This window comes from Yersinia sp. SCPM-O-B-9106 (C-191) (assembly GCF_026183365.1).
In the GTDB taxonomy this organism is placed as follows: domain Bacteria; phylum Pseudomonadota; class Gammaproteobacteria; order Enterobacterales; family Enterobacteriaceae; genus Yersinia; species Yersinia rochesterensis.
Genome location: NZ_CP110791.1, coordinates 2,595,350 through 2,618,097, shown reverse-complemented (window position 1 = coordinate 2,618,097; position 22,748 = coordinate 2,595,350). Strand labels below are relative to the sequence as shown.

Below are 22,748 nucleotides of genomic sequence, written 5' to 3'. Positions count from 1 at the left end.
AGAATCAACGCAGAATTAAACACATTATTCCATTGCTGACACTGATATAGCAAGATGACTTTACCTGTCTAGGTAAAGATTCTTTTACTGTATTCACAGTGTTGGCGGCTATCGTTGTCTTATTAAACAATAAATGCACGCAAACGTTATCTTTAAATAGCCAGATTGACAGTTAAGCACAGAAAAAGGGGTGGCGCTAATTCCTCGGTGTATTTAGAATCGCGTCCCATGAAAACGAATAATCCAGTAGTACAATTAATCACCATTTCTGCCGACGAAGCCGGTCAGCGGATCGATAACTTTTTGCTCACTAAATTGAAAGGTGTGCCAAAGAGTATGATTTACCGCATCGTACGCAAAGGTGAGGTTCGAGTTAATAAAGGGCGCATTAAGCCAGAATATAAATTGGCTGACGGTGATGTGGTGCGTGTGCCGCCGGTACGGGTTGCTGAGCGCGAAGAAATTCAGGTATCAGCTAAACTTGATAAAGTTGCCGCGTTAGCCGATTGCATTCTATTTGAAGATGACTATCTCTTAGTGCTGAACAAACCTTCCGGCACTGCGGTCCATGGCGGAAGCGGTTTAAGTTTCGGGGTGATTGAAGCATTACGCGCCCTGCGCCCTGACGCGCGTTTCCTGGAATTGGTCCACCGTCTTGATCGTGATACCTCCGGTGTTTTATTAGTTGCAAAAAAACGATCAGCTTTGCGTTCCTTACATGAACAACTGCGCTTGAAAGGGATGCAGAAAGATTATTTAGCTTTGGTGCGCGGACAATGGCAATCACATTGCAAAGCCGTGCAAGCGCCTTTGCTGAAAAATATTATGCAAAGTGGTGAACGCATGGTGAAAGTCAGTAGCGAGGGCAAACCATCAGAAACCCGCTTTAAAATAGAAGAGCGTTTTGAGCATGCCACACTGGTTAAAGCTAGCCCGATTACCGGTCGAACACATCAGATTCGTGTCCATGCGCTGCATGCTGGCCACCCGATCGCTTTTGACGATCGCTATGGTGACCGTGAATTTGATGCTCAATTACAGGGGACTGGGTTACATCGTTTATTCCTGCATGCCTCCGCTTTACGTTTTGAACACCCAAATACCGGTGAAACCATGCGCATTGAAGCACCGCTGGATAATCAATTGCGCCATTGCTTGTCAGTCTTACGCAAGAAAAGCGCTATTTAAAATAGCGCTATTAGTTTTACAGTCATCAGTTTTACGGCCATCAGTTCTAAAGTAATGGATTTACCCCTTGCTCAATTAACATTTGGGTGAGGGCGATTAACGGCAGGCCGATGAGGGTATTTGGATCTCGGCCTGATAATTTATCAAATAAGGTGATACCCAACCCTTCACTTTTAAAACTGCCCGCGCAATTCCACGGTTTTTCCCGCACTAAATAACCTTCAATTTCTGCACTATTCAAGGTGCGGAAATAAACATCAAACGTTTCACAAAGACAACTATGGCTATTAGTGGCGGTGTTTAGCAGCGCCAGTCCGGTATAAAAAGTGACACATTGCCCGCTGGCTTGGTGTAATTGTTTGACGGCATTGGCATGATTATGGGGTTTGCCGATGATGCCCCCGTTGATAACACACACTTGATCAGAACCTATTATCAAGTGTTGTGGGTAATGCGCAGCCAGTGCTTGGGCCTTCGCTTGTGCCAAACGCTGCACCAATGCGCTCGCGGTTTCGGTGGGCAACGGGGTTTCATCGGTTTCTGGCGCGGCAGTGATAAAAGGCAATTGCAGCTTTTCCAGTAATGCGCGGCGGTATGACGAGGTTGAAGCAAGGACTAATTGCGGCATAATATTTTCCATAAACCGTGGCGTAATTGAATCAGACATTTTAAACTGTCTGCCGCTTCGGAAGCGAATATTGGTGAAAGGTGCAGTAAAACGGCCTTTTTCTTTGACTCTATGTCGTTACAAAGTTAATATGCGCGCCCTATGCAAAAGGTAAAATTACCCCTGACCATTGATGCGGTTCGTACCGCTCAGAAACGTTTAGATTACGCAGGTATCTATTCGCCTGAGCAGGTTACACGAGTAGCCGACTCAGTGGTAAGTGTGGACAGCGATGTCGTGGCCTCATTATCATTTAATATTGATAATCAGCGCCTGGCGGTTATTACAGGTCATGCGGACGTCGATGTAACATTGATGTGTCAGCGCTGTGGTGGCACGTTTGCGCACCATGTTCATACAACGTATTGTTTTAGCCCGGTCGTCAATGATGAGCAGGCTGAGGCATTGCCGGAAGCGTACGAGCCGATCGAAGTCGACGAATTTGGCGAAGTTGATCTGCTGGCTATGATTGAAGACGAAATTATTCTTTCACTGCCTGTCGTTCCGGTACATGATTCTGAACACTGTGAAGTGTCCGAGGCGGACATGGTATTTGGTAAACTGCCTGCAGAGGTGGAGAAACCGAATCCATTTGCCGTATTAGCCAGTTTAAAGAAAGTAATTAAGGAGTAAGGTCAATGGCCGTACAACAGAACAAACCCACTCGTTCCAAACGTGGCATGCGCCGTTCACACGATGCACTGACCACTGCCACTCTGTCTGTGGACAAAACTTCCGGTGAAACTCACCTGCGTCACCACATCACAGCCGACGGTTTCTACCGCGGCCGCAAGGTTATCGGCTGAGTAGTACTTGCTAATCTTTAGCAAGGCGATACCTTGACTTGTCTAACCCTAGCGTTAGATGCAATGGGTGGGGATTTCGGTCCCCACGTCACAGTGCCTGCTTCATTGCAGGCACTGGCCTCTAATCCAAAGCTAAAACTCCTGCTGGTCGGGAACCCCGACGCCATCACTCCGTTACTTGTTAATGCCGATCCTTTGTTGCTGGAGAGGTTACAGGTAATCTCCGCTGAGCATGTTATTGCCAGCGATGCTAAACCCTCACAAGCTATTCGTGCCAGCCGTGGTACCTCCATGCGTATAGCTCTGGAGTTGGTCAAAAACGGTGATGCAGCAGCCTGTGTGAGTGCAGGGAATACAGGAGCATTGATGGGGTTGGCGAAGATGCTTATTAAGCCATTGGATGGAATAGAGCGCCCGGCATTGATGACAGTTATCCCCAATCAGCAGCGCAGCAAGACTGTGGTACTGGATTTAGGGGCCAATGTTGAATGTGATAGCACGATGCTGGTGCAATTTGCTGTCATGGGTTCGGTGATGGCAGAAGAAGTTGTTGGCATAAAAACCCCACGTGTTGCTTTGCTCAATATTGGCGAAGAAGAGAGCAAGGGGTTAGATAATATCCGCGAAGCCGCCGCAGTATTAAAAAATACACCGGCGATCAACTATATTGGTTATCTGGAAGGCAATGATTTGCTGACAGGCAAGACTGATGTGATGGTTTGTGACGGCTTCGTGGGTAACGTCACTCTAAAGACCATGGAAGGTGTGATAAGAATGTTCTTGTCATTGCTCAAATCATCGGGCGACGGCAAAAAACAGTCCTGGTGGCTTAAATTTATTGGCCGTTGGCTACAAAAACGTGTGGCTAAGCGGTTCGGTCATTTGAACCCCGACCAGTATAATGGCGCATGTCTGTTAGGATTACGGGGCATCGTAATCAAGAGCCATGGCGCTGCGAATCAACGTGCATTCGCAGTGGCTATCGAACAGGCTGTGCAGGCGGTGCAGCGGCAAGTCCCACAACGGATTGCAGCGCGCCTTGAAGCGGTTTTACCCAAGAGTGACTGATCGTACATGTATACTAAGATTCTCGGTACGGGGAGTTATCTGCCCGTACAAGTGCGCAGTAATGCTGATTTAGAAAAAATGGTGGATACGTCGGACGAGTGGATTGTCACTCGGACAGGTATTCGTGAACGGCGTATTGCCGGCCTTGATGAAACTGTGGCGACAATGGGTTTCCAGGCGGCTGAACAAGCACTGGAGATGGCCGGTATTGCTAAAGACGATATCGGGCTGATTATCGTTGCCACCACCTCTTCAAGCCATGCTTTCCCAAGCTCGGCCTGTCAGGTGCAGCAAATGTTGGGCATCAAAGATGCGGCCTCTTTTGATTTGGCTGCCGCCTGTGCTGGTTTTACCTATGCACTTAGTGTTGCTGATCAGTACGTGAAAAGTGGTGCTGTCAAACATGCTATCGTCATTGGTTCAGACGTACTGTCGCGAGCACTGAATCCTGAAGATCGTGGCACGATTATTCTGTTTGGTGATGGTGCGGGTGCCGTTGTATTAGGTGCATCCGAACAACCTGGCATTCTCTCTACCCATTTGCATGCAGATGGTAAGTATGGGGAATTGCTGGCATTGCCGTATCAGGATCGCCAGCAGCAAGACCAGCCAGCCTATGTCACGATGGCCGGTAATGAGGTCTTCAAAGTTGCGGTGACTGAACTTGCTCACATTGTGGACGAGACCTTGCAGGCCAATAATCTGGATCGCTCAGCGCTGGATTGGCTGGTGCCGCATCAGGCTAACCTGCGGATTATTAGCGCAACGGCTAAAAAATTAGGCATGGGGATGGAGAAAGTGGTCATCACGCTCGATCGTCATGGCAACACTTCTGCAGCATCTGTACCGGCGGCACTTGACGAAGCCGTGCGAGATGGGCGTATTCAACGTGGGCAGTTAGTGCTGCTGGAAGCGTTTGGCGGCGGCTTTACCTGGGGCTCGGCGCTGGTTCGCTTTTGATTTAACAGGGTTTCTTTGATTTAACAGGGCTTTTTTGATTTAACAGGAAAGTAAAATGTCGAAATTTGCTTGTGTTTTTCCAGGCCAGGGATCTCAATCTCTTGGTATGCTGGCCGATTTGGCCGCACAATTTCCGATAGTTGAAGAGACTTTCAGTGAAGCATCTTCAGTTCTGGGTTACGATCTCTGGCAGTTGGTACAACAAGGCCCGGCTGAAGAATTGAATAAAACCTGGCAGACGCAACCGGCATTGCTGACGGCATCTGTTGCTATCTGGCGTGTTTGGCAGCATCAAGGCGGCAAACTGCCGGCGATGATGGCGGGCCATAGCTTGGGTGAATACTCAGCTCTGGTGTGTGCTGGCGTGCTGGATTTCAAACAGGCGGTTCGTCTGGTTGAATTACGCGGTAAACTGATGCAGGAAGCGGTACCTGAAGGCACCGGTGCCATGTACGCGATTATTGGTTTGGATAATGAATCCATCGCCAAAGCGTGCGAAGAATCAGCACTTGGGCAGGTTGTCTCGCCAGTCAACTTTAACTCACCGGGACAGGTTGTTATTGCCGGTAATAAAGATGCGGTAGAGCGCGCAGGTGCGGCTTGTAAAGCAGCCGGTGCGAAACGCGCCTTGCCTCTGCCAGTCAGCGTGCCATCCCATTGTGCGTTGATGAAACCTGCGGCAGATAGATTGGCCGTCGCACTGGAAGAAATTGAGTTCCAGGCACCGTTATTCCCGGTGGTGAACAACGTCGATGTGAAAACTGAAGTGTCGCCAGAGGCTATTCGTAGCGCGCTGGTGCGTCAGTTATATAATCCGGTACGTTGGACTGAAAGTGTGGAATTCATGGCGTCAGAAGGCGTTGAGCTGCTGTTAGAGGTTGGGCCGGGTAAGGTATTGACTGGTTTGACTAAGCGCATCGTGGATACTTTAGCTGCAGCACCGGTAAACGATGTTGCCACGCTGACCAACGCGCTCGAAAACTAAGAAAAGAGGATAACATGAGCTTCGAAGGTAAAATTGCGCTAGTCACTGGCGCTAGCCGCGGTATTGGCCGTGCGATTGCAGAATTATTAGCTGAGCGTGGTGCCCGTGTTATTGGTACCGCGACCAGTGAAAAGGGCGCTGAAGCCATCAGCGCCTACTTGGGCGACCAAGGTAAAGGTTTAATGCTGAATGTCGTGGATCCTGCATCAATCGAGTCAGTACTGGCAACGATTCGTGCGGAATTTGGCGAAGTCGACATTTTAGTGAATAATGCAGGTATTACGCGTGATAACCTGCTGATGCGTATGAAGGATGAAGAGTGGCAAGATATTATTGACACCAATCTAACTTCCGTGTTCCGCCTATCAAAAGCGGTAATGCGCGCTATGATGAAAAAGCGGTTTGGGCGTATCATCACCATCGGTTCTGTAGTTGGGACAATGGGCAATGCAGGGCAGGTTAACTACGCGGCAGCTAAAGCGGGTCTGATCGGTTTTAGCAAGTCTTTGGCGCGTGAGGTTGCTTCACGTGGCATTACTGTCAACGTTGTGGCACCTGGCTTTATTGAGACGGACATGACGACGGCGTTGACAGATGATCAACGCGCAGGCATTTTAGCCCAAGTACCAGCTAACCGGCTTGGGCAAGCTAAAGAAATTGCCAGCGCTGTTGCATTTTTAGCCTCTGACGAGGCCAGCTACATCTCTGGTGAAACGTTACATGTCAATGGCGGCATGTATATGATTTAAAAATCACGAAAGTATTTGCGTTATTTGAGGTAAAAACCGCAAAATAGCGTAAAATCGTGGTTTGACCAGCCGAGATTTAGTTGCATCTTTTTCAACATTTTATACACTACGAAAACCATCGCGAAAGCGAGTTTTGATAGGAAATTTAAGAGTATGAGCACTATCGAAGAACGCGTTAAGAAAATCATCGTTGAACAACTGGGTGTTAAAGAAGACGAAGTGAAGAACAGTGCTTCTTTCGTTGAAGATCTTGGCGCAGATTCTCTGGACACCGTTGAGCTGGTAATGGCTCTGGAAGAAGAATTCGACACTGAGATTCCAGACGAAGAAGCAGAGAAAATCACTACTGTTCAGGCAGCTATTGATTTTATCAACGCTAACCAGCAGTAAGCGAATATGCTTTAAGTTTGGATAGATAGTTAGGCGGTCATTTGACCGCCTAAGTTTTTTTTGCCCTAGTGTAATTTTCCCTCCCTGGAGGACAACCGTGTCTAAGCGTCGAGTTGTTGTGACTGGACTGGGCATGTTGTCTCCTGTCGGTAATACAGTAGAATCCACATGGAACGCTGTTCTTGCCGGGCAGAGTGGCATCAGCCTGATCGACCATTTTGATACTACAGACTATGCAACGAAATTTGCTGGCTTAGTAAAAGATTTTAATTGTGAAGATTACATTTCGCGTAAAGATGCACGCAAAATGGATGCCTTCATACAGTACGGTGTCGCGGCTGGCATGCAAGCTATGCGAGACTCCGGGCTTGAAGTGACAGAAGCCAATGCTCCTCGTATCGGTGCCGCGATTGGTTCCGGTATTGGTGGGTTGGGTCTGATTGAAGAGAACCACACCTCATTGGTGAAAGGCGGGCCGCGTAAAATTAGCCCATTCTTCGTGCCTTCAACCATTGTTAATATGATTGCCGGCCACCTGACCATTATGTTCGGTATGCGTGGGCCAAGCATTTCTATTGCTACGGCATGTACTTCTGGCGTCCACAATATCGGGCAAGCGGCTCGTATCATTGCTTACAATGATGCTGACGTTATGCTGGCCGGTGGAGCTGAAAAAGCCAGTACCCCATTGGGTGTCGGCGGTTTTGGTGCTGCGCGTGCATTGTCTACTCGCAACGAGAATCCGCAGGCTGCCAGTCGCCCTTGGGATAAAGACCGTGATGGTTTCGTTCTGGGTGATGGCGCAGGCATGATGGTGCTGGAAGAGTACGAACACGCGAAAAAACGTGGCGCAAAAATCTATGCTGAAGTTGTTGGGTTTGGGATGAGCAGCGATGCTTACCATATGACCTCTCCACCAGAAGACGGTTCTGGTGCAGCTCTGGCAATGGTGAATGCGTTGCGTGATGCGGGTGTGACCCCCTCTCAAATCGGCTATGTCAATGCCCACGGCACGTCAACTCCTGCTGGCGATAAAGCCGAAACGCAGGCAGTTAAGTCTGTATTTGGTGGAGACACCAAAGTGATGGTCAGTTCCACCAAATCCATGACTGGGCACTTGTTAGGTGCAGCAGGCGCGGTTGAGTCTATCTTTACGGTATTAGCGCTGCGTGATCAGGCTATTCCGGCAACCATTAACCTGGATAACCCAGATGAAGGTTGTGATTTGGACTTTGTTCCGGGTGCCTCTCGCCAGGTAACAGATTTGGAGTACACCCTGTGTAACTCCTTCGGTTTCGGTGGTACTAACGGCTCTTTGGTGTTCCGCAAGGTATAGCATTCACTGTTCAAAAGACCGCTGACAAAGTTGATTCGCGGGGAAATGTGCCGAATGGGTCCCTCTTGGTTTCAAATACAAGTGCGTAAGCCGTCGGAGCGCCCATAGGTACAGTCGCCCCGCCAGTCCCGGGCTACAAAAGACGTTTGTCAGCAACCTTAAAAGACCCGGTTTTCCGGGTTTTTTATTTGCTTAGCAAGCATCAGCTATAACATCCTTCCATAAAAATTGTCTCAATAAGAGATAAATCTGAAAACAGCCACGGCCTTAAATCTGATACTGTCAGCAGGTAGGATTTATATTTATGGGCAATACCTATACCCTAATTGAATGTAGAGCCAAGACGCCCCCATTTAAAGAGAATCTGAATGTTCTGGATTAATGGTGTTGAACAAAATTTGATTTCAGCTTCAGACCGCTCAGTGCAGTTTGGTGATGGCTGCTTTACCACCGCCAGAGTCTCCGGTGGTCGGGTTGTATGGCTGGATAAGCATATATCGCGTTTGCAACAGGCGGCTGAGCGGCTATTAATGCCGGTCGTAAATTGGAATGCATTGAGAAAGGAAATGGTTGAGGCGGCAAATCATACTGAGGACGGTGTGCTGAAGGTGATTATCAGCCGGGGAAGCGGTGGCCGAGGCTACAGTGGCACCGCATGTCAGCATCCCACGCGAATTATTTCTCTTAGTGATTATCCGGTTCATTATCTTAGTTGGCGTGAACGGGGTATTTCTTTGGCACTTAGCCCGATATTGTTAGCACGCAATCCATTACTGGCCGGTGTTAAGCACTTGAATCGCCTGGAACAAGTCTTGATCCGCGCGCATCTTGACCAGACAACGGCGGATGAGGCACTGGTGCTTGACACTGAAGGCATGCTGGTGGAATGCTGTGCGGCTAATTTATTCTGGCGTCAAGGGGATAAAATATTTACCCCAGACCTGTGTCAGTCAGGTGTAGATGGCATTATGCGCCAACGAATAATCACTTGTCTGGCCGCTCATGGTCGGCAAGTGGAGATTGTGGCACAACCGGTGAGTGTGTTGGCAGACGCAGATGAAGTTATCCTGTGTAACGCGCTAATGCCGCTACTTCCGGTAAATAGGATCGAGCCGGTAAATCGCGCCGAAGAGTGGGTTTATCACTCACGTCAGTTGTTTGATTTCTTAAATCTTCATTGCTGTGAAATATAAGCTTTATGGGGATTTTGATTTTCGTACCAATGATACCTTTAATTTGAAGATGGTCGTCCGATGAAAATAAAAAGCACCAGAGCATTAATCCTTTTTGTCGCTATCTGTTTGGGATTGCTGCTGTTGGGTTACCAAAGAGTACAACATTTTGCCGATCAGCCTTTGGCTATCCAACAAGAAACCTTCTTCAAACTTCCTGCTGGCACCGGGCGAGTGGCGCTGGAGAACTTGCTGCAACGCGACGGCCTGATTAAAAACACCCGCTGGTTCCCCTGGCTGCTGCGGCTTGAACCAGAGTTAGCCAAATTCAAGGCGGGGACTTATCGGTTTACCCCCGGAATGACGGTGCGCGGCATGCTAGAACTGCTCGCCAGCGGCAAAGAAGCACAATTTACCGTGCGCTTTATTGAAGGTAAGCGGCTGCGTGATTGGATGGATGAATTACAACAATCAAAATATATAAAGCATGTATTGGATGGGAAGAGTGATGCTGAAATCGCGCTATTGTTGGGGTTGAAAGACAGTGAACACCCAGAAGGCTGGCTCTACCCGGATACTTATTCCTATACCGCTGGCACCACTGATTTGGCATTACTCAAACGTGCCCATGTGAAGATGGAAAAAACAGTCGATGAAATCTGGCAAGGGCGCGATAAGTCATTGCCTTACAAAACCCCGGGCGACTTAGTCACTATGGCGTCCATCATCGAGAAAGAAACGGCAGTCAATGAAGAGCGAACCAAAGTCGCGTCGGTGTTTATCAACCGTTTACGCATTGGTATGCGCCTACAAACAGACCCAACCGTCATTTATGGCATGGGGAATAACTATAATGGCAACATTAGTCGTAAAGACTTAGATACTCCAACGCCTTATAATACCTATGTGATATCCGGTTTGCCGCCGACCCCCATTGCAATGCCGGGGTTGGCATCGCTCATGGCTGCCGCTCATCCGGCTAAAACGGCTTATCTCTATTTTGTGGCAGACGGCAAGGGCGGTCATACTTTTACCACCAATTTAGCCAGCCATAACCAAGCGGTGCGGGTTTATCGTCAATCGCTAAAGGATAAAAATGAACAGTAAATTTATCGTTATTGAGGGGCTTGAAGGGGCAGGGAAAACCACCGCCAGAGACACCGTGGTTGCTACGCTGCATGCCCAAGGGATTAACGATATTGTCTTCACCCGGGAGCCAGGGGGAACGCCGCTGGCAGAAAAACTGCGTGACTTGATAAAGCAAGGTATTGACGGCGAAGTTCTGACAGATAAAGCCGAAGTGCTGATGTTGTATGCTGCCCGAGTGCAATTGGTTGAAAATGTGATTAAACCTGCGCTGGCGCGCGGCAGTTGGGTGGTGGGTGATCGCCATGATTTGTCATCGCAAGCTTATCAGGGCGGTGGGCGTGGGATTGATAGCAACCTCATGACATCTCTGCGTGACACTGTATTAGGTGAATTTCGCCCAGACCTGACACTGTATCTCGATTTGCCACCGGTGATTGGGCTAGCGCGCGCGCGGGCTCGTGGTGAATTAGATAGGATTGAACAAGAGTCATTGGCCTTTTTTGAGCGCACCCGCGCACGTTATCTTGAGTTGGCTGCCGCAGACTCCAGCATCAAGACCATTGATGCTTCTCAACCACTTGAGCAAGTCAGTGAATCTATTAGCCGGGTACTGAAGCAATGGCTGACTCGCCGAGAAACAGTGTAATGAAATGGTATCCATGGCTTACCGCGCCTTATCGTCAGTGGGTTGGACAGCAGACGGCTGGGCGTGGTCATCATGCATTATTACTGCATTCTTTGCCCGGAAATGGCGAGGAAGCGCTGATTTATGGTATCAGCCGTTGGTTAATGTGCCAGCAGCGGCAAGGTGAGAAAAGCTGTGGCGAATGCCATAGTTGCCGCTTGATGTTGGCGGGTAATCATCCGGACTGGTATGTGCTGGCCCCGGAGAAAGGCAAAAATAGCATCGGTGTAGAGTTGGTGCGCCAACAGATTGAAAAACTCTATTCTCATGCTCAGCAGGGCGGGGCAAAAGTTGTGTGGCTGCCTCATGCCGAGTCACTGACTGACGCGGCGGCCAATGCGTTACTCAAAACTCTGGAAGAGCCGCCAGAGAAAACCTATTTTCTGCTCGATTGCCATCAACCCGCCAGTTTGTTAGCGACATTACGCAGCCGCTGCTTTTACTGGCATCTGGCCTGCCCGGATACCGCGCTCAGCTTACAATGGCTGCAACGGCAGATTCCGGCAGAACCGATTTCGATGCTGGCGGCACTTAAATTAAGCGAGGGCGCACCGTTGGCGGCTGAGCGCTTGCTCCAACCCGAACTCTGGGCCATCAGAACAGCCTTGTGTAGCGCGCTGAGCAGCGCCCTGAACAGTTCGGATTTACTGTCGCTATTACCGCAGCTTAATCATGAAGATGCCCCAGAGCGCTTGCAATGGCTCTCTTCATTGGTGGTGGATGCTTTGAAGTGGCAGCAAGGTGCAGGTGAGTTTGCGGTTAATCAGGACCAATTGCCGTTGGTGCAGCAATTGGCACAGATGGCCACGACACCTATATTGCTTCATTCAGCCAAGGCGCTGGGCCATTGCCGGCATCAATTGTTATCCGTGGTCGGTGTCAATCGTGAGTTATTACTTACCGAGCTTTTGCTCAACTGGGAAAGCGCCCTGACCACGGGGTCTTACTCCACATCACTTTAATTGAGTTTAATATGTTGTTAATAGATTCTCACTGTCATCTTGATAGCCTTGATTACCAGACGCTACACAGTAGCGTCGATGATGTATTAGCCAAAGCGAAAGCTCGGGATGTGGGTTTTGTGCTCGCCGTAGCCACCACATTACCGGGCTTCTCCGCCATGACGGCACTTATCGGTGAGAGAGAAAACGTCGCGTTTTCATGTGGTGTTCATCCGTTGAACCTAGATGGTGGCTATGATTTTCAGCAGCTTGAGATTTTAGCCGCGGCAGATAATGTGGTGGCGATGGGGGAAACTGGGCTGGATTACTTTTATCAGCAAGACAATATCCCACTGCAACAAGCTTCGTTTCGTGAACACATTCGGGTTGGGCGTAAATTAAATAAACCAGTGATTGTGCATACCCGCGATGCGCGCGAAGACACACTCGCGATTTTGCGTGAAGAACAGGCGCAAGAGTGTGGCGGGGTTTTACACTGTTTTACAGAAGATAAAGCGACCGCCGCCACCTTATTGGACCTCGGTTTTTATATCTCTTTCTCGGGTATTCTCACTTTCCGCAATGCGGAGCAACTGCGTGATGTTGCGCGCTATGTGCCGTTAGACCGGTTGCTGGTCGAGACCGATTCGCCGTATTTGGCTCCGGTTCCGCATCGTGGTAAAGAGAACCAACCTGCCTATGTCCGTGATGTTGCAGAGTATATGGCAGTTCTCAAAGGCGTCAGTCTTGAATCCTTGGCTCAAGCCACTACGGATAACTTCTGCCGGTTATTTCATCTGGACTCGTCAATACTCCACAGCAAAACGCGCTAATTTCCTTAAGAATACTTTTTTTTAAGCTCGTAATTAATCGCCGAAACGAGTAATGTTCTCACCCGATTTATTGGGTGAGGGCAGCTAATATTGACGTTTTTTTACAAAAAATGCGCTATCTGAAGCAAATTAAGCGCTTTCTTGGAAGAAACGTGACTGCCATCAAACATTAAGCAGGCTATTTATTTTACTCTTCGTAAAAATTAAAGGGGTGCTTTAGACACCCTGATTCGCAAAGGCTTACTCCCCCCTTTGTAATGCCAATAAACGCGAGAAAAAGCAGTAAAAGCACTATTACTCAGGAGCTCACTCACTATGTTTAAGAACGCATTTGCAAACCTGCAAAAGGTCGGTAAATCGCTAATGCTACCGGTATCCGTGTTACCCATTGCAGGTATTCTGCTGGGTGTCGGGTCCGCGAATTTTAGCTGGCTACCATCGGTAGTCTCTCACGTAATGGCAGAAGCGGGCGGTTCCGTTTTTGCTAACATGGCATTGATTTTTGCTATTGGCGTTGCACTCGGCTTTACCAATAACGACGGTGTATCTGCGTTAGCGGCAGTTGTTGCATACGGCATCATGGTGAAAACCATGGCGGTGGTAGCACCATTGGTCTTGCATCTGCCGGCAGAAGAAATTGCTGCCAAGCATTTAGCGGATACTGGGGTACTGGGCGGGATCATTGCAGGTGCAATAGCGGCCTACATGTTTAACCGCTTCTATCGTATCCAATTACCTGAATATCTGGGCTTCTTTGCGGGCAAACGCTTCGTTCCGATTATCTCTGGTTTCACAGCGATCTTCGTGGGCGTGATTTTGTCCTTTATATGGCCGCCAATCGGTACTGCTATCCAGACTTTCTCTCAGTGGGCAGCATATCAGAACTCCGTAGTCGCTTTTGGTATCTACGGCGTCGTAGAGCGTGCGTTGGTTCCATTCGGTTTACACCATATTTGGAACGTACCATTCCAAATGCAAATTGGTGAATACACCAACGCAGCGGGCCAGGTATTCCACGGTGACATTCCACGTTACATGGCCGGTGACCCAACTGCGGGTAAACTGTCTGGTGGTTTCCTGTTCAAGATGTACGGTCTACCCGCCGCAGCCATTGCCATCTGGCATTCTGCTAAACCGGAAAACCGGGCGAAAGTGGGCGGGATTATGATCTCCGCAGCACTGACCTCATTCCTGACCGGTATCACCGAGCCAATCGAATTCTCCTTCATGTTCGTGGCGCCAATCTTGTATGTTATCCATGCGATTCTGGCCGGTCTGGCTTTCCCAATCTGTATCCTGCTTGGGATGCGCGATGGTACCAGCTTCTCCCACGGTCTGATTGACTTCATTGTACTGAGTGGCAACAGCAGCCGTATCTGGTTGTTCCCGCTGGTGGGTATCTGCTACGGTCTGGTGTACTACACCATCTTCCGAGTGCTGATCGCTAAACTGAATTTGAAAACGCCGGGTCGTGAAGACATGACAACAGAGCAAACTGTACAGGGTGGCACTGAAATGTCAGCGGCACTGGTCAATGCGTTTGGTGGTAAAGAAAACATTACTAACCTGGATGCCTGCATCACTCGTCTGCGTGTCAGCGTGGCGGATGTGTCCAAGGTTGACCAAGCGGGTCTGAAGAAATTGGGTGCTGCGGGCGTAGTGGTCGCAGGCTCAGGTGTTCAAGCTATCTTCGGGACGAAATCTGATAACCTGAAAACTGATATGGACGAATACATTCGTAACCATTAATTCAGGTCTGGGGAGTGCAAAAGGGCGGCGAAAGCCGCCCTTTTTTTTTGTATTCAGAAAAGCTTTGCATGGCCCACAGTTTACTGTTTCTAATATATTACTTATTCATTTTTAAACTTCTTGATAAGTAATCTCTGCTTGGGGAAATCAATGGCTAAAGCGAATTCATTCAGGAAGTTATTGCCAATTAATCCATCGGTATCCATCTGATTGAACTGCCCATCTAGCAGCACTGCATTAAAACCAATCTCTGTTGCACCTATTTCGTTAAGCTGAAAATCTGATGCCACACAGCCTTTATGATCCATTTCTTTCATGACTGTTTGGCAGGATAGGCTAACAGCTGGCGATTTAAGCCGTTCTTTAAAAAATACAGACACGGTTGCGCCGGTATCCAAAAGCATATTGTATTCCTTAGCATTTTTTACGACTTTGATTTCAAGCCCTTCTGGCGTCAACCTCAGTGGCAGTGATGTCCACCCATCAGCCATATTTATGCCCAATGCTTGAGTATTATCCGCGACAGACAAACGCTGTTTTTGGTAATCAATCAGTACTGCCTTACCTTTGAATAAATCTAGCCCAATCATCATTGAATGAGGGGGCGTGCTATCAGAGTTGAGAACCATACCCTGAGGGGTGTTTACCGATATCCCTTTTACATTCTTAAATTCCATGCCATTGATTGAAAGTTTTGGAATGTAGAACTTATCGTTAAGAAATACTTTGCCGGTCAGGTCTGTTGTGCGATGTTTTCCTGGTTCAGGTATCAAGCCCGGAAGTTGTGCGATAACATCTTTGAATAAGTGCAGAGCAATTAATGCCCCGGTATCGATCATGAAATTTTGGCGCATCCCATTGATTTCAATATTGACTATGGGGGTTGCGGTATCATCCCACTTAAACGGCATATGCATGACTTTTTCCGAAGTGATGGCATGGAGTGCTGTCGGAGTGGCGAGAGCAGAGAAGAGAACGAACGTCATCGCGGTAATGTTTTTATTGGGTAAAAAGTGCATAAGGGCTTTCCTTTTCCTTTTCCATTTCAGCATTTTTGCTGAGATCAAACACCCGATCCGCCATGGCAATCATTGTTGGGCGGTGGGCGACAAAAATTCGGGTTATCTTCAATGCGCGCAGCGAATCATTAATTCGGGCTTCGTTGTCGATATCCAGGTCACTGGTGGCTTCGTCGAGAAATAATATTCGCGGGCGTTTGTATAAAGCGCGGGCCAGAGAAATGCGTTGGCGCTGCCCACCTGACAGGGCGCTGCCCATATCGCCGACCATGGTTTCATATTTCATCGGCATGGCGTCAATCTCAGTATGAATTGAAGCAAGGCGCGCGCATTCACACGCCCATTCATTGTCAGGATGAATATCAAACGAGCTGATGTTATCGAGCAAAGACCCCGCAAATAGTTTGTCCTCTTGCAACACGTAGGCGATATGTTTGCGGTAGGCAGTAAGGCCTAATTGCCGAACATCGACACCGTCCAGTAAGATAAAACCGCTTTTTTGCGGAGCTAAACCACCTAGTGCTTTGAGGAGTGTCGATTTGCCGCAGCCTGATGGCCCAATGATGGCAATGCTTTCACCGGCTTTGATAGACAAACTCACATGTTCAAATACGGCAGGTTCGCCGTCACCATAACGGTAGCTTAGATCTTTAACTTCAATGCTGGCAGCAAGGGAATTGGCGGGAGTCAAATCGGCCTCGCCGGTATCCTGTTCAGGTGTGGCTAGCGCGACTTCTGACAAGCGCTCACTGTGCATATCAATCAAGCGGAGCCGGATAATTGAATCAACAACCCGAATAGCGCGAGTGACGTACATGTCCGAGTAAATTAAGAAGGCAAATAGCATGCCGGTGGTGAGAGTCCCGCCATCAATCAGCTTTGCCCCTAACCACAGTATTATTGCCGAAGACAGCCCGATTAATAACAAGCCCACTGTCTGTGTCGCCAAGTCTATTTTGAACAGATAGATTTTTGCATTGGCTTCATTGATCACGAGATTGATCCAGTCGGATCGGCGGCGCTCCGCCAAATTGAAAATTTTCACGCAGGCAATGCCGCGCACGGTTTCGAGGAAATGTGATTGTTGTTTTGCCTCGTGAGCAATCGCCTCCAAATTGGCAGAGCGATAGGCACCGAAAAGAAAAAATTTGATAGCTGCATAAATAATGGATATCAACACGGCGATTGCCGCGAGGTAGCCATCATAGGCCCACATCAAAAATAACAGCCCGATGACCACCACAATATCCAACAGCGACGCAACCATCTCGGCGGTAAAAGCATCTTGTACCACTGACAGGGAGTTAAAACGCGACCTGACATCACCAATATGGCGTTTTTCAAAGTAGGAAACGGGCAAGCGGATTAAATGGCTAAAAAGCCCGGAGTTCCATTGAATCCCCAAGGTGTATTTAATAGACATCACCATCCAGGCGCGCACCAGACTGAGCAAGGCTCTAAAGATTAATAAAACAATGACCCCCCAAGCTATCAGCGAGACTAAATGAATATCGCCAGACCTTAACGCCATATCGAGAGTAAATTGAGCCGCTAATGGAACGGCCATAGCAAGAAGTTCAATGCACAATGAGAGGGCCAATATATGTGCTAAAGCGCGTGGCAGGCCGGATACGTTTTTGAACATATCCAGTAGGCGGATAGTCTCTCTTTCAGTCCGGCGTTGAAAGTGCTGATTAGGCCAAATTTCCAATGCGATACCGGTAAAGTGTTGAGATAGCTCAGTCAGAGAGATTTTTCTCTCACCTTTAGCTGGGTCAATAATAGTGGCCCCGTGGCGAGAAAACTTCTTTAGCACCACAAAATGGTTAAACGACCAATGCAGAATGCAAGGTGTCTTGAGTTGGCGGACTGAGCCTAAATCCGCCCGCACCGGACGTGAACCTAAGGATAACCGGTCTGCCAACACGATAAGATCGCGCAGACTCATGCCTTTCAGAGAAACTTGATAATGCTTCCGCAGTGCCTGGAGATCCATATTAAGGCCGTAATATCCGGCAACCATCGCCATGCAGGCCAGCCCGCACTCTGTTGCTTCTGTTTGCATCATCACCGGCAAACGCTGTCGCAGGGCTTCAAAGTAACCTTTCATAGCGACTATCATGCGGCTTCTCCAGAGTGTTCTTGAGGTATGTTGCGAGCCCCTTTTAGAGGTAAAAGGAGCCATTCATAGAGAGGCCGTTTTCTGATGAAAACATCTGTTTTAACACCGATTCCCGGCCGCAAGGGGTAGGTTTTACCGGCCATAACGACATTATTGTTCGTAGGGACTATCCGCACTTGAAAATAATGTCGCGATGGTTGATGAGCTTGCTTTTCGCTTATGTCTAAACGCTGTTCGACGGACGCAGTGGATATTGACCTTACAATGCCATCATATTGCCCAAACCACTGATAGGGGTAGGCATCGAACCGTAGTCTCACTGCTTGGCCTTCACGTAATTCGCCGATGGTATCCGCAGTGGCAAAAATTTCCACTTCGGCTTTCCCTGATGTTGGCACAATACTGGCCAATTCTTGCGCGGCTCGAATGGTGTTGCCGGCAAATCCTGTAATGCCGGTTAAGGTGCCATCAATCGGAGACGTAATATGCAGTTCTCGCTCTCTTTCCGTCGCGATTAAATCTTGATCCAACTGTGCCGTTTGCCGGCGTAGCCTTTCCAGTGAAACGTCAACTTCGCTATGGATAGCCGCTAACCGTGCTTTAATGCTGATGGTTTCTCCTTGTAGCTTTACCTTTTCCCGCTGGTAAGCTTCGAGCTGGACAGCGGTACTGTAATACTCGGACTGGCGTGCCATATGCTCCGTCTCAAGAGCTATTCCTTGCCTAACCAACGTTTTGAAATGTTGTGCTTTTTCCAGTAACCATGAGGTTTGTTGCACCGATTTGGCAATCAAGTGGCCCATTTTTTGCTGTTCGGCGTCTTTATTTTTTAACATCTGCAGAAGGTGGCTTTTCTCGGTGTCTGCTGCTGCAGATTTGAGTTTTATCTCCTGTTCAATAGCCGTTTTCTGCGATTTCAGTGCTGCGGTTATTTCACGGTTTGTTGCGCCAAACTCGGTCTGGGTTTCCATACTGATGATATAAATCACTTCGCCAGCACGAACGATTTTCCCCTCTTCAGCCAGGCTGCTAATAATAATCCCATCCCGTGGGGCGGTTATCCGTGCCACTGCAGGGTGATGAACAACAGATCCGGCGAGGCGGGCTTTTTGGGTGTAAGTCCCCACCACCAAGAATGCTATCAAACTGGTAATCAACACCAGCGCCAGCATGGCCCAAACAGAAGCACCTACTGGGATAATAACTTGTGGGCTACCCAGCCAATGATGTGCTCTGTGCTCTAGCGCTTCCTGTCTGAAAATCGCGGTTTTTTCGATCAATTTATTGGCGCTCCCTCACCCTATATTTCAAAAGTCATGCCCTAATTGCTGCCATAATGCGTTCTTCTTTGATGCCCATATTGAGTAAGTGGGCTGATGAGCGGCTCAGGAAAGTCCTCATGGAATAACAATAAATAGACTTGTGTTTGAAGCGATCCTCGGTGGAAAAACGATTTACGATGCGCCCACCGGCACAAATATTCTCCCAAATGCAACCTTCGCATTCCGTGGGTAATGATTGTCCGATTGATGAATATTCTTGAAACTGCGGGCTAGCGAAGACATTAGATAGATTGACTTCAGAAAGATGACCAATGGGGTTAAACATTCTGTCTGATGTTGACCGCAAGGTATCGTCCACCCGGACAAAGCCATCGGAACTGACGGTCAGGGCGTAGACACCGGTAATATTGGGTGTGTGGCCTAAGACGCCCGAATTTTTTTGCCCCAATAGGCTGGCGATATGGGTTTGAAAGAGTCGGACAAAAATTTTGGCATTATTATCTTTCACCCACTCATCCAGCGCTTCGTTGAGAAAACGCCCTATACCGACAGCATCAGGATGAGCATCTTTGTAAGAGTCATCAGGTATTAGGAAATCAAAACTATAAACACCTAACTCATCAACGAAATGTCGATATATTTCGGCACCATTTGCCTGAGCATTCGCGACACATAAAATACCGGGGTCTGAGGGGAGCCGCCCTTGTTGATAGGCGTTTTGGAGTATACGGAGGCCACGAACGGTGCTCTCATATGTGCTGCGCCCTTTGGTATCCAGGCGGTGCCTGTCATTAATATGCTTAGGGCCATCAATAGAAATACTCACATTCACGGAATATTTCTCAAATATCGCTATCCATTCATTGTCAATTAACGTGGCATTGGTTTGTAAAGCAAGTCTGATATTTGAGCCACAGTAATTCCCTGAAATCAATTGAATACACATATCCGTGAAATTTTCTTTTTTCATCAGTAGCGGTTCACCACCATGAAAATCAATTTGTACTGTGCCAATTTTATATTCCTGACACGCTCGCTGTAAAAAACAGACTAAATGGTGAATATTTTTATTTGAGAGTCTGGCCGGACTATCGTCAGCGGCTGAGTTTCCTTTATTAAAAACATAACAATAATCACAATTTATATTACAGCGCTCGCTGATTTTTAATATTATTTCAAGATGTCGAATGTTCTTTTCAATTAATAAATTAAGCATAACTCTACCCTCGCTTCCAGTGATTACTTCCATACTGGACAGTGGATGAGTTTACAAAAGGGCCACCTGCGGTGGCCCCACTGGGGGATTAAAAACTTCTTGACCAGTTCCCAAACGCTTTTATCCAGCCAGCACCGCCAGCTATCTGTTCAAGAACATCTTCAGTCAGACGTTGAGGCTGGCTTTTTTTTGCGCCACTGACATCAATGACGGTTTTAGTTTCAATGATTTCTTTTTGTAAACGAGACATAGGTTATTCCTCCATTGATTCTGAATGCCAGGAAACCACCTCCTGACATGTCCATTAAGGAAAGTATTTTCACATTCGTCTTTGTTTTAAAATTATCAAAATAAATTAACCATATAAATTTAATATTATGGATGAATGTAATTTTGCATCCTTTAACTTTCCTTGAAATATGAATATCATTTAATTAAACCTATCGTCAAGAAATAACTTTTAATTTTTTATTGGATTAATGGTTATAGGTAAATAACATCATAAAATGATAGAGTTAATTAAATACATTAGAGTTTCTCTGTACTGTTGCATGGAAATACAAATTAAATATCTATATGAGAGTTAAATTTTATCCGCTATGTAATTAATATTTATTTTGAATTTGTTTTATATTAATTATAGTTATTCCGGTTCCAGCCAGGTTGTCTGGAAATCAAACCAACCTAAATTATTCAAGTGTGCGCCTTGGGCTTGTTCCGGGGCTTTTAAGCGCATCCAATGGTGGAATAAAGGTTGTAACCACCCACTGCCGATAACCTCTCTGATCAATTGTTCGCTACCGAGGGATTGATTGCGCCAATTGTGTAGCGAGGTTTGCAACTTCGCGCCATCACCGCCAGTCATACATTGACGTAGCAGTGGGGAGCCCAATAACCATGCGCCAACATTCCATTCTTCGGGAACCGCAAAGTTCACTGTGCCTAGCCATAAATCGACATGGGCCTCGCCCTTGGCCCAAGTGATGTAATCCAGCTCTATTACCGCCAATTTAATCCCCTGAGCTGCCAGAATATGAGTCATTTCAGTTACCAGCATCGCGTATTCTGGGTGCTGAGCATGATAAGCCAGAGTTAGCACCGGCATATCCTCTGATTCTACCGCGCGGCCAATGGGGAAAGGAGAGCACTCTTCCCCTGAGTCTATGCCGTGAAACCAGGTGGGTAAAACACTGGTGGCGGGTACCCAGAAGGGGCGAATAGGGGCAATTAGGCGTTGGATGAGATGATAAGGATTGAGTGTTTTTCGCAACCAGCGGCGCTGTTTAATGCTGTGCCAGTGCGGTGAGCGGCTGTCACACAGCAAAAAATACCCGCCGCGTTCCAGAAACATCTCTTGCGTTGAGTCTGAGGGTTTACCGGTCAGGCTGGCGGCAGATCCAGACACATAATCAATATCACTGATACTGGAGCTCAGCCAGGTGGCACTTTGGATATTTGCCATGCTCAATTGCTCTGATAACACGGTGGGCGTGCCAGAGGGCGGGCGGGCTAAATCCGGGAAGATAAGCACTTCAACTTCATCCAGCAGGCCACGAAAACCAAAATAGTGGTCAAAGGATTTCATCTGTAAGTGCCAGTCATCATTTTCAGCCACTCGGTAAGGCCCGGTTCCCACCGGGTGAGACGCAAAATCCGGCTGCGTAGCATGATTCTCTGGCAAAATCAGGGCGCTGTGATGGGCCAGTAGCTGGGGTAGGCGGGAGTCCGGCTGATTAAGTTCAATCACCACACTGAGTGGCCCGTGCTGACTGACTTTTTGAATATGCGAAAACAGTGGCAAAGTTGCACTGCGGGTTAATGAGCTGACCACATCACGGCTGGAAAGCTCTCGACCATCATGGAATTGCACCGCAGGGCGTAAATAAAAACGCCAGTGTAATGGATCGAGCATCCGCCATTTGTGGGCTAAATCGGTTGTGACCTCGCCGTCTTCCTCTTTTATCCGTGTCAGTCCGTTAAAAATTTGCCGGACTAAGTGCAATTCAGAACGGCGTAAGGGGGTGCCGGGGTAAAGATTTGACATAGTGCGGTAGTAGGGGATGCGCAGGGCTTGATAGTCATCACGTATCCGATACCCTAACTTGGCCCGCAGCAGGGGGGTAATTAGCTGTTTATCTTCCCCTAATAAGGCAATCGCCTCATTAAAATCACCGGAATCCAATAACTGTTCCGCTTTTTCCATTAAAAGTTGATGAGTGTTCCGCAATAGTTGCAAATGTGACCGGCGGCCACGACCCGCTTCTGCTTGCCATATCAGCCAGCCGGCTTGTTGCATCTGAACCAATAATGTCCGCATATGGCGCTTGGTACAGCTGAGTTTATCCGCGAGTTCTTGCAGTGTAATCTCAACCGGTTGTACCCCAACCTGATGAAGTAATCGCAAATATTGTTGTTCAAGGCGGCGGCTGGTCATAAAAGAGGAACCTAATTGAGTCAAACTCAGCAGTTTTATATATCATCTTTTTAGCC

At 47.9% G+C, this 22,748-nt stretch carries 22 protein-coding genes; 15 read left to right on the top strand and 7 right to left on the bottom strand.

The genetic code is table 11. The features are described 5' to 3' along the window. Window positions 1–228: 228 nt before the first annotated feature. Window positions 229–1,188, top strand: a complete 960-nt coding sequence (gene rluC / locus OP863_RS12140) for a 23S rRNA pseudouridine(955/2504/2580) synthase RluC (RefSeq protein ID WP_265525339.1) — start codon at window positions 229–231, stop codon at window positions 1,186–1,188. Between the two features lie 46 nt (window positions 1,189–1,234). Here rluC and OP863_RS12135 read toward each other — a convergent pair whose 3' ends face one another. Continuing rightward, complete coding sequence (locus OP863_RS12135) at window positions 1,235–1,816, bottom strand: Maf family protein (RefSeq protein ID WP_038632253.1); 582 nt, start codon at window positions 1,814–1,816, stop codon at window positions 1,235–1,237. 141 nt (window positions 1,817–1,957) lie between these two features. Between OP863_RS12135 and yceD the strand changes: the two genes are divergently transcribed. From yceD to ptsG, 14 genes are all read left to right on the top strand, one after another. Then, window positions 1,958–2,488, top strand: a complete 531-nt coding sequence (yceD, locus tag OP863_RS12130) for a 23S rRNA accumulation protein YceD (protein ID WP_038632255.1) — start codon at window positions 1,958–1,960, stop codon at window positions 2,486–2,488. A gap of 5 nt (window positions 2,489–2,493) precedes the next feature. Beyond that, window positions 2,494–2,661: a 50S ribosomal protein L32 gene (gene rpmF / locus OP863_RS12125; RefSeq protein ID WP_002210931.1), complete on the top strand. Its 168-nt coding sequence runs from the start codon at window positions 2,494–2,496 to the stop codon at window positions 2,659–2,661. A 33-nt stretch (window positions 2,662–2,694) separates the two neighbouring features. Then, complete coding sequence (plsX, locus tag OP863_RS12120; RefSeq protein WP_071841715.1) at window positions 2,695–3,729, top strand: phosphate acyltransferase PlsX; 1,035 nt, start codon at window positions 2,695–2,697, stop codon at window positions 3,727–3,729. A gap of 6 nt (window positions 3,730–3,735) precedes the next feature. Beyond that, window positions 3,736–4,689, top strand: a complete 954-nt coding sequence (locus OP863_RS12115; RefSeq protein ID WP_038632259.1) for a beta-ketoacyl-ACP synthase III — start codon at window positions 3,736–3,738, stop codon at window positions 4,687–4,689. A gap of 55 nt (window positions 4,690–4,744) precedes the next feature. Further along, on the top strand, window positions 4,745–5,674 hold the full coding sequence (fabD, locus tag OP863_RS12110; RefSeq protein ID WP_145589044.1) for an ACP S-malonyltransferase: 930 nt from the start codon (window positions 4,745–4,747) through the stop codon (window positions 5,672–5,674). A 14-nt stretch (window positions 5,675–5,688) separates the two neighbouring features. After that, window positions 5,689–6,423 (top strand): 3-oxoacyl-ACP reductase FabG, encoded by a 735-nt coding sequence (fabG, locus tag OP863_RS12105; protein ID WP_038632263.1) that lies wholly within the window; start codon window positions 5,689–5,691, stop codon window positions 6,421–6,423. A gap of 153 nt (window positions 6,424–6,576) precedes the next feature. Then, window positions 6,577–6,813, top strand: coding sequence for an acyl carrier protein (gene acpP / locus OP863_RS12100; RefSeq protein WP_002220787.1), 237 nt, complete (start codon window positions 6,577–6,579; stop codon window positions 6,811–6,813). A 97-nt stretch (window positions 6,814–6,910) separates the two neighbouring features. Further along, entirely contained in the window at window positions 6,911–8,149 is a 1,239-nt protein-coding gene (fabF, locus tag OP863_RS12095; RefSeq protein WP_038632266.1) for a beta-ketoacyl-ACP synthase II, read from the top strand. A 368-nt stretch (window positions 8,150–8,517) separates the two neighbouring features. After that, window positions 8,518–9,342: an aminodeoxychorismate lyase gene (pabC, locus tag OP863_RS12090; RefSeq protein WP_145591433.1), complete on the top strand. Its 825-nt coding sequence runs from the start codon at window positions 8,518–8,520 to the stop codon at window positions 9,340–9,342. A gap of 60 nt (window positions 9,343–9,402) precedes the next feature. Next, window positions 9,403–10,428 carry an endolytic transglycosylase MltG gene (gene mltG, locus OP863_RS12085; protein ID WP_145509718.1) on the top strand — a complete coding sequence of 342 codons (1,026 nt, stop codon included), beginning with the start codon at window positions 9,403–9,405 and terminating at the stop codon, window positions 10,426–10,428. Continuing rightward, complete coding sequence (tmk, locus tag OP863_RS12080) at window positions 10,418–11,056, top strand: dTMP kinase (RefSeq protein WP_265525338.1); 639 nt, start codon at window positions 10,418–10,420, stop codon at window positions 11,054–11,056. Before mltG ends, tmk begins: the two co-directional genes overlap by 11 nt. After that, window positions 11,056–12,057, top strand: coding sequence for a DNA polymerase III subunit delta' (gene holB / locus OP863_RS12075; protein ID WP_265525337.1), 1,002 nt, complete (start codon window positions 11,056–11,058; stop codon window positions 12,055–12,057). The genes tmk and holB overlap by 1 nt, the downstream gene beginning before the upstream one ends. An 11-nt stretch (window positions 12,058–12,068) precedes the next feature. Continuing rightward, a complete protein-coding gene (locus OP863_RS12070; protein WP_265525336.1) occupies window positions 12,069–12,869 on the top strand; it encodes a metal-dependent hydrolase in 801 nt (266 codons plus the stop codon). A 315-nt stretch (window positions 12,870–13,184) separates the two neighbouring features. Continuing rightward, the gene (gene ptsG, locus OP863_RS12065; RefSeq protein WP_038632278.1) at window positions 13,185–14,618 is read left to right on the top strand and encodes a PTS glucose transporter subunit IIBC; all 1,434 of its coding nucleotides are present in this window, start codon (window positions 13,185–13,187) and stop codon (window positions 14,616–14,618) included. 101 nt (window positions 14,619–14,719) lie between these two features. Here the strand turns inward: ptsG and OP863_RS12060 are convergent, their stop codons facing one another. The 6 genes from OP863_RS12060 to OP863_RS12035 all read right to left on the bottom strand — a co-directional run bounded on the left by OP863_RS12060 (window position 14,720) and on the right by OP863_RS12035 (window position 22,692). Then, complete coding sequence (locus OP863_RS12060) at window positions 14,720–15,637, bottom strand: aspartyl protease family protein (protein WP_145589048.1); 918 nt, start codon at window positions 15,635–15,637, stop codon at window positions 14,720–14,722. After that, a complete protein-coding gene (locus tag OP863_RS12055) occupies window positions 15,618–17,759 on the bottom strand; it encodes a peptidase domain-containing ABC transporter (protein ID WP_145509714.1) in 2,142 nt (713 codons plus the stop codon). The genes OP863_RS12060 and OP863_RS12055 overlap by 20 nt, the downstream gene beginning before the upstream one ends. Continuing rightward, window positions 17,756–19,039 (bottom strand): HlyD family secretion protein, encoded by a 1,284-nt coding sequence (locus OP863_RS12050; protein ID WP_265525335.1) that lies wholly within the window; start codon window positions 19,037–19,039, stop codon window positions 17,756–17,758. The genes OP863_RS12055 and OP863_RS12050 overlap by 4 nt, the downstream gene beginning before the upstream one ends. Window positions 19,040–19,073: 34 nt before the next feature. Then, window positions 19,074–20,258 carry a cyclophane-forming radical SAM/SPASM peptide maturase XyeB gene (gene xyeB, locus OP863_RS12045; protein WP_186368484.1) on the bottom strand — a complete coding sequence of 395 codons (1,185 nt, stop codon included), beginning with the start codon at window positions 20,256–20,258 and terminating at the stop codon, window positions 19,074–19,076. An 88-nt stretch (window positions 20,259–20,346) separates the two neighbouring features. Next, window positions 20,347–20,508: a XyeA family cyclophane-containing RiPP triceptide gene (gene xyeA, locus OP863_RS12040; protein WP_072088965.1), complete on the bottom strand. Its 162-nt coding sequence runs from the start codon at window positions 20,506–20,508 to the stop codon at window positions 20,347–20,349. A 393-nt stretch (window positions 20,509–20,901) separates the two neighbouring features. Then, a complete protein-coding gene (locus OP863_RS12035; protein WP_265525334.1) occupies window positions 20,902–22,692 on the bottom strand; it encodes an SgrR family transcriptional regulator in 1,791 nt (596 codons plus the stop codon). Between the last annotated feature and the right edge of the window lie 56 nt (window positions 22,693–22,748).

Coding starts and splice junctions, on each gene's coding strand:
- rluC (WP_265525339.1), top strand. CDS start 229: ATGAAAACGAATAATCCAGTAGTACAATTAATCACCATTTCTGCCGAC.
- OP863_RS12135 (WP_038632253.1), bottom strand. CDS start 1,816: ATGCCGCAATTAGTCCTTGCTTCAACCTCGTCATACCGCCGCGCATTA.
- yceD (WP_038632255.1), top strand. CDS start 1,958: ATGCAAAAGGTAAAATTACCCCTGACCATTGATGCGGTTCGTACCGCT.
- rpmF (WP_002210931.1), top strand. CDS start 2,494: ATGGCCGTACAACAGAACAAACCCACTCGTTCCAAACGTGGCATGCGC.
- OP863_RS12115 (WP_038632259.1), top strand. CDS start 3,736: ATGTATACTAAGATTCTCGGTACGGGGAGTTATCTGCCCGTACAAGTG.
- fabD (WP_145589044.1), top strand. CDS start 4,745: ATGTCGAAATTTGCTTGTGTTTTTCCAGGCCAGGGATCTCAATCTCTT.
- fabG (WP_038632263.1), top strand. CDS start 5,689: ATGAGCTTCGAAGGTAAAATTGCGCTAGTCACTGGCGCTAGCCGCGGT.
- acpP (WP_002220787.1), top strand. CDS start 6,577: ATGAGCACTATCGAAGAACGCGTTAAGAAAATCATCGTTGAACAACTG.
- pabC (WP_145591433.1), top strand. CDS start 8,518: ATGTTCTGGATTAATGGTGTTGAACAAAATTTGATTTCAGCTTCAGAC.
- mltG (WP_145509718.1), top strand. CDS start 9,403: ATGAAAATAAAAAGCACCAGAGCATTAATCCTTTTTGTCGCTATCTGT.
- tmk (WP_265525338.1), top strand. CDS start 10,418: ATGAACAGTAAATTTATCGTTATTGAGGGGCTTGAAGGGGCAGGGAAA.
- holB (WP_265525337.1), top strand. CDS start 11,056: ATGAAATGGTATCCATGGCTTACCGCGCCTTATCGTCAGTGGGTTGGA.
- OP863_RS12070 (WP_265525336.1), top strand. CDS start 12,069: ATGTTGTTAATAGATTCTCACTGTCATCTTGATAGCCTTGATTACCAG.
- ptsG (WP_038632278.1), top strand. CDS start 13,185: ATGTTTAAGAACGCATTTGCAAACCTGCAAAAGGTCGGTAAATCGCTA.
- OP863_RS12060 (WP_145589048.1), bottom strand. CDS start 15,637: ATGCACTTTTTACCCAATAAAAACATTACCGCGATGACGTTCGTTCTC.
- OP863_RS12055 (WP_145509714.1), bottom strand. CDS start 17,759: ATGATAGTCGCTATGAAAGGTTACTTTGAAGCCCTGCGACAGCGTTTG.
- xyeB (WP_186368484.1), bottom strand. CDS start 20,258: ATGCTTAATTTATTAATTGAAAAGAACATTCGACATCTTGAAATAATA.
- xyeA (WP_072088965.1), bottom strand. CDS start 20,508: ATGTCTCGTTTACAAAAAGAAATCATTGAAACTAAAACCGTCATTGAT.
- OP863_RS12035 (WP_265525334.1), bottom strand. CDS start 22,692: ATGACCAGCCGCCGCCTTGAACAACAATATTTGCGATTACTTCATCAG.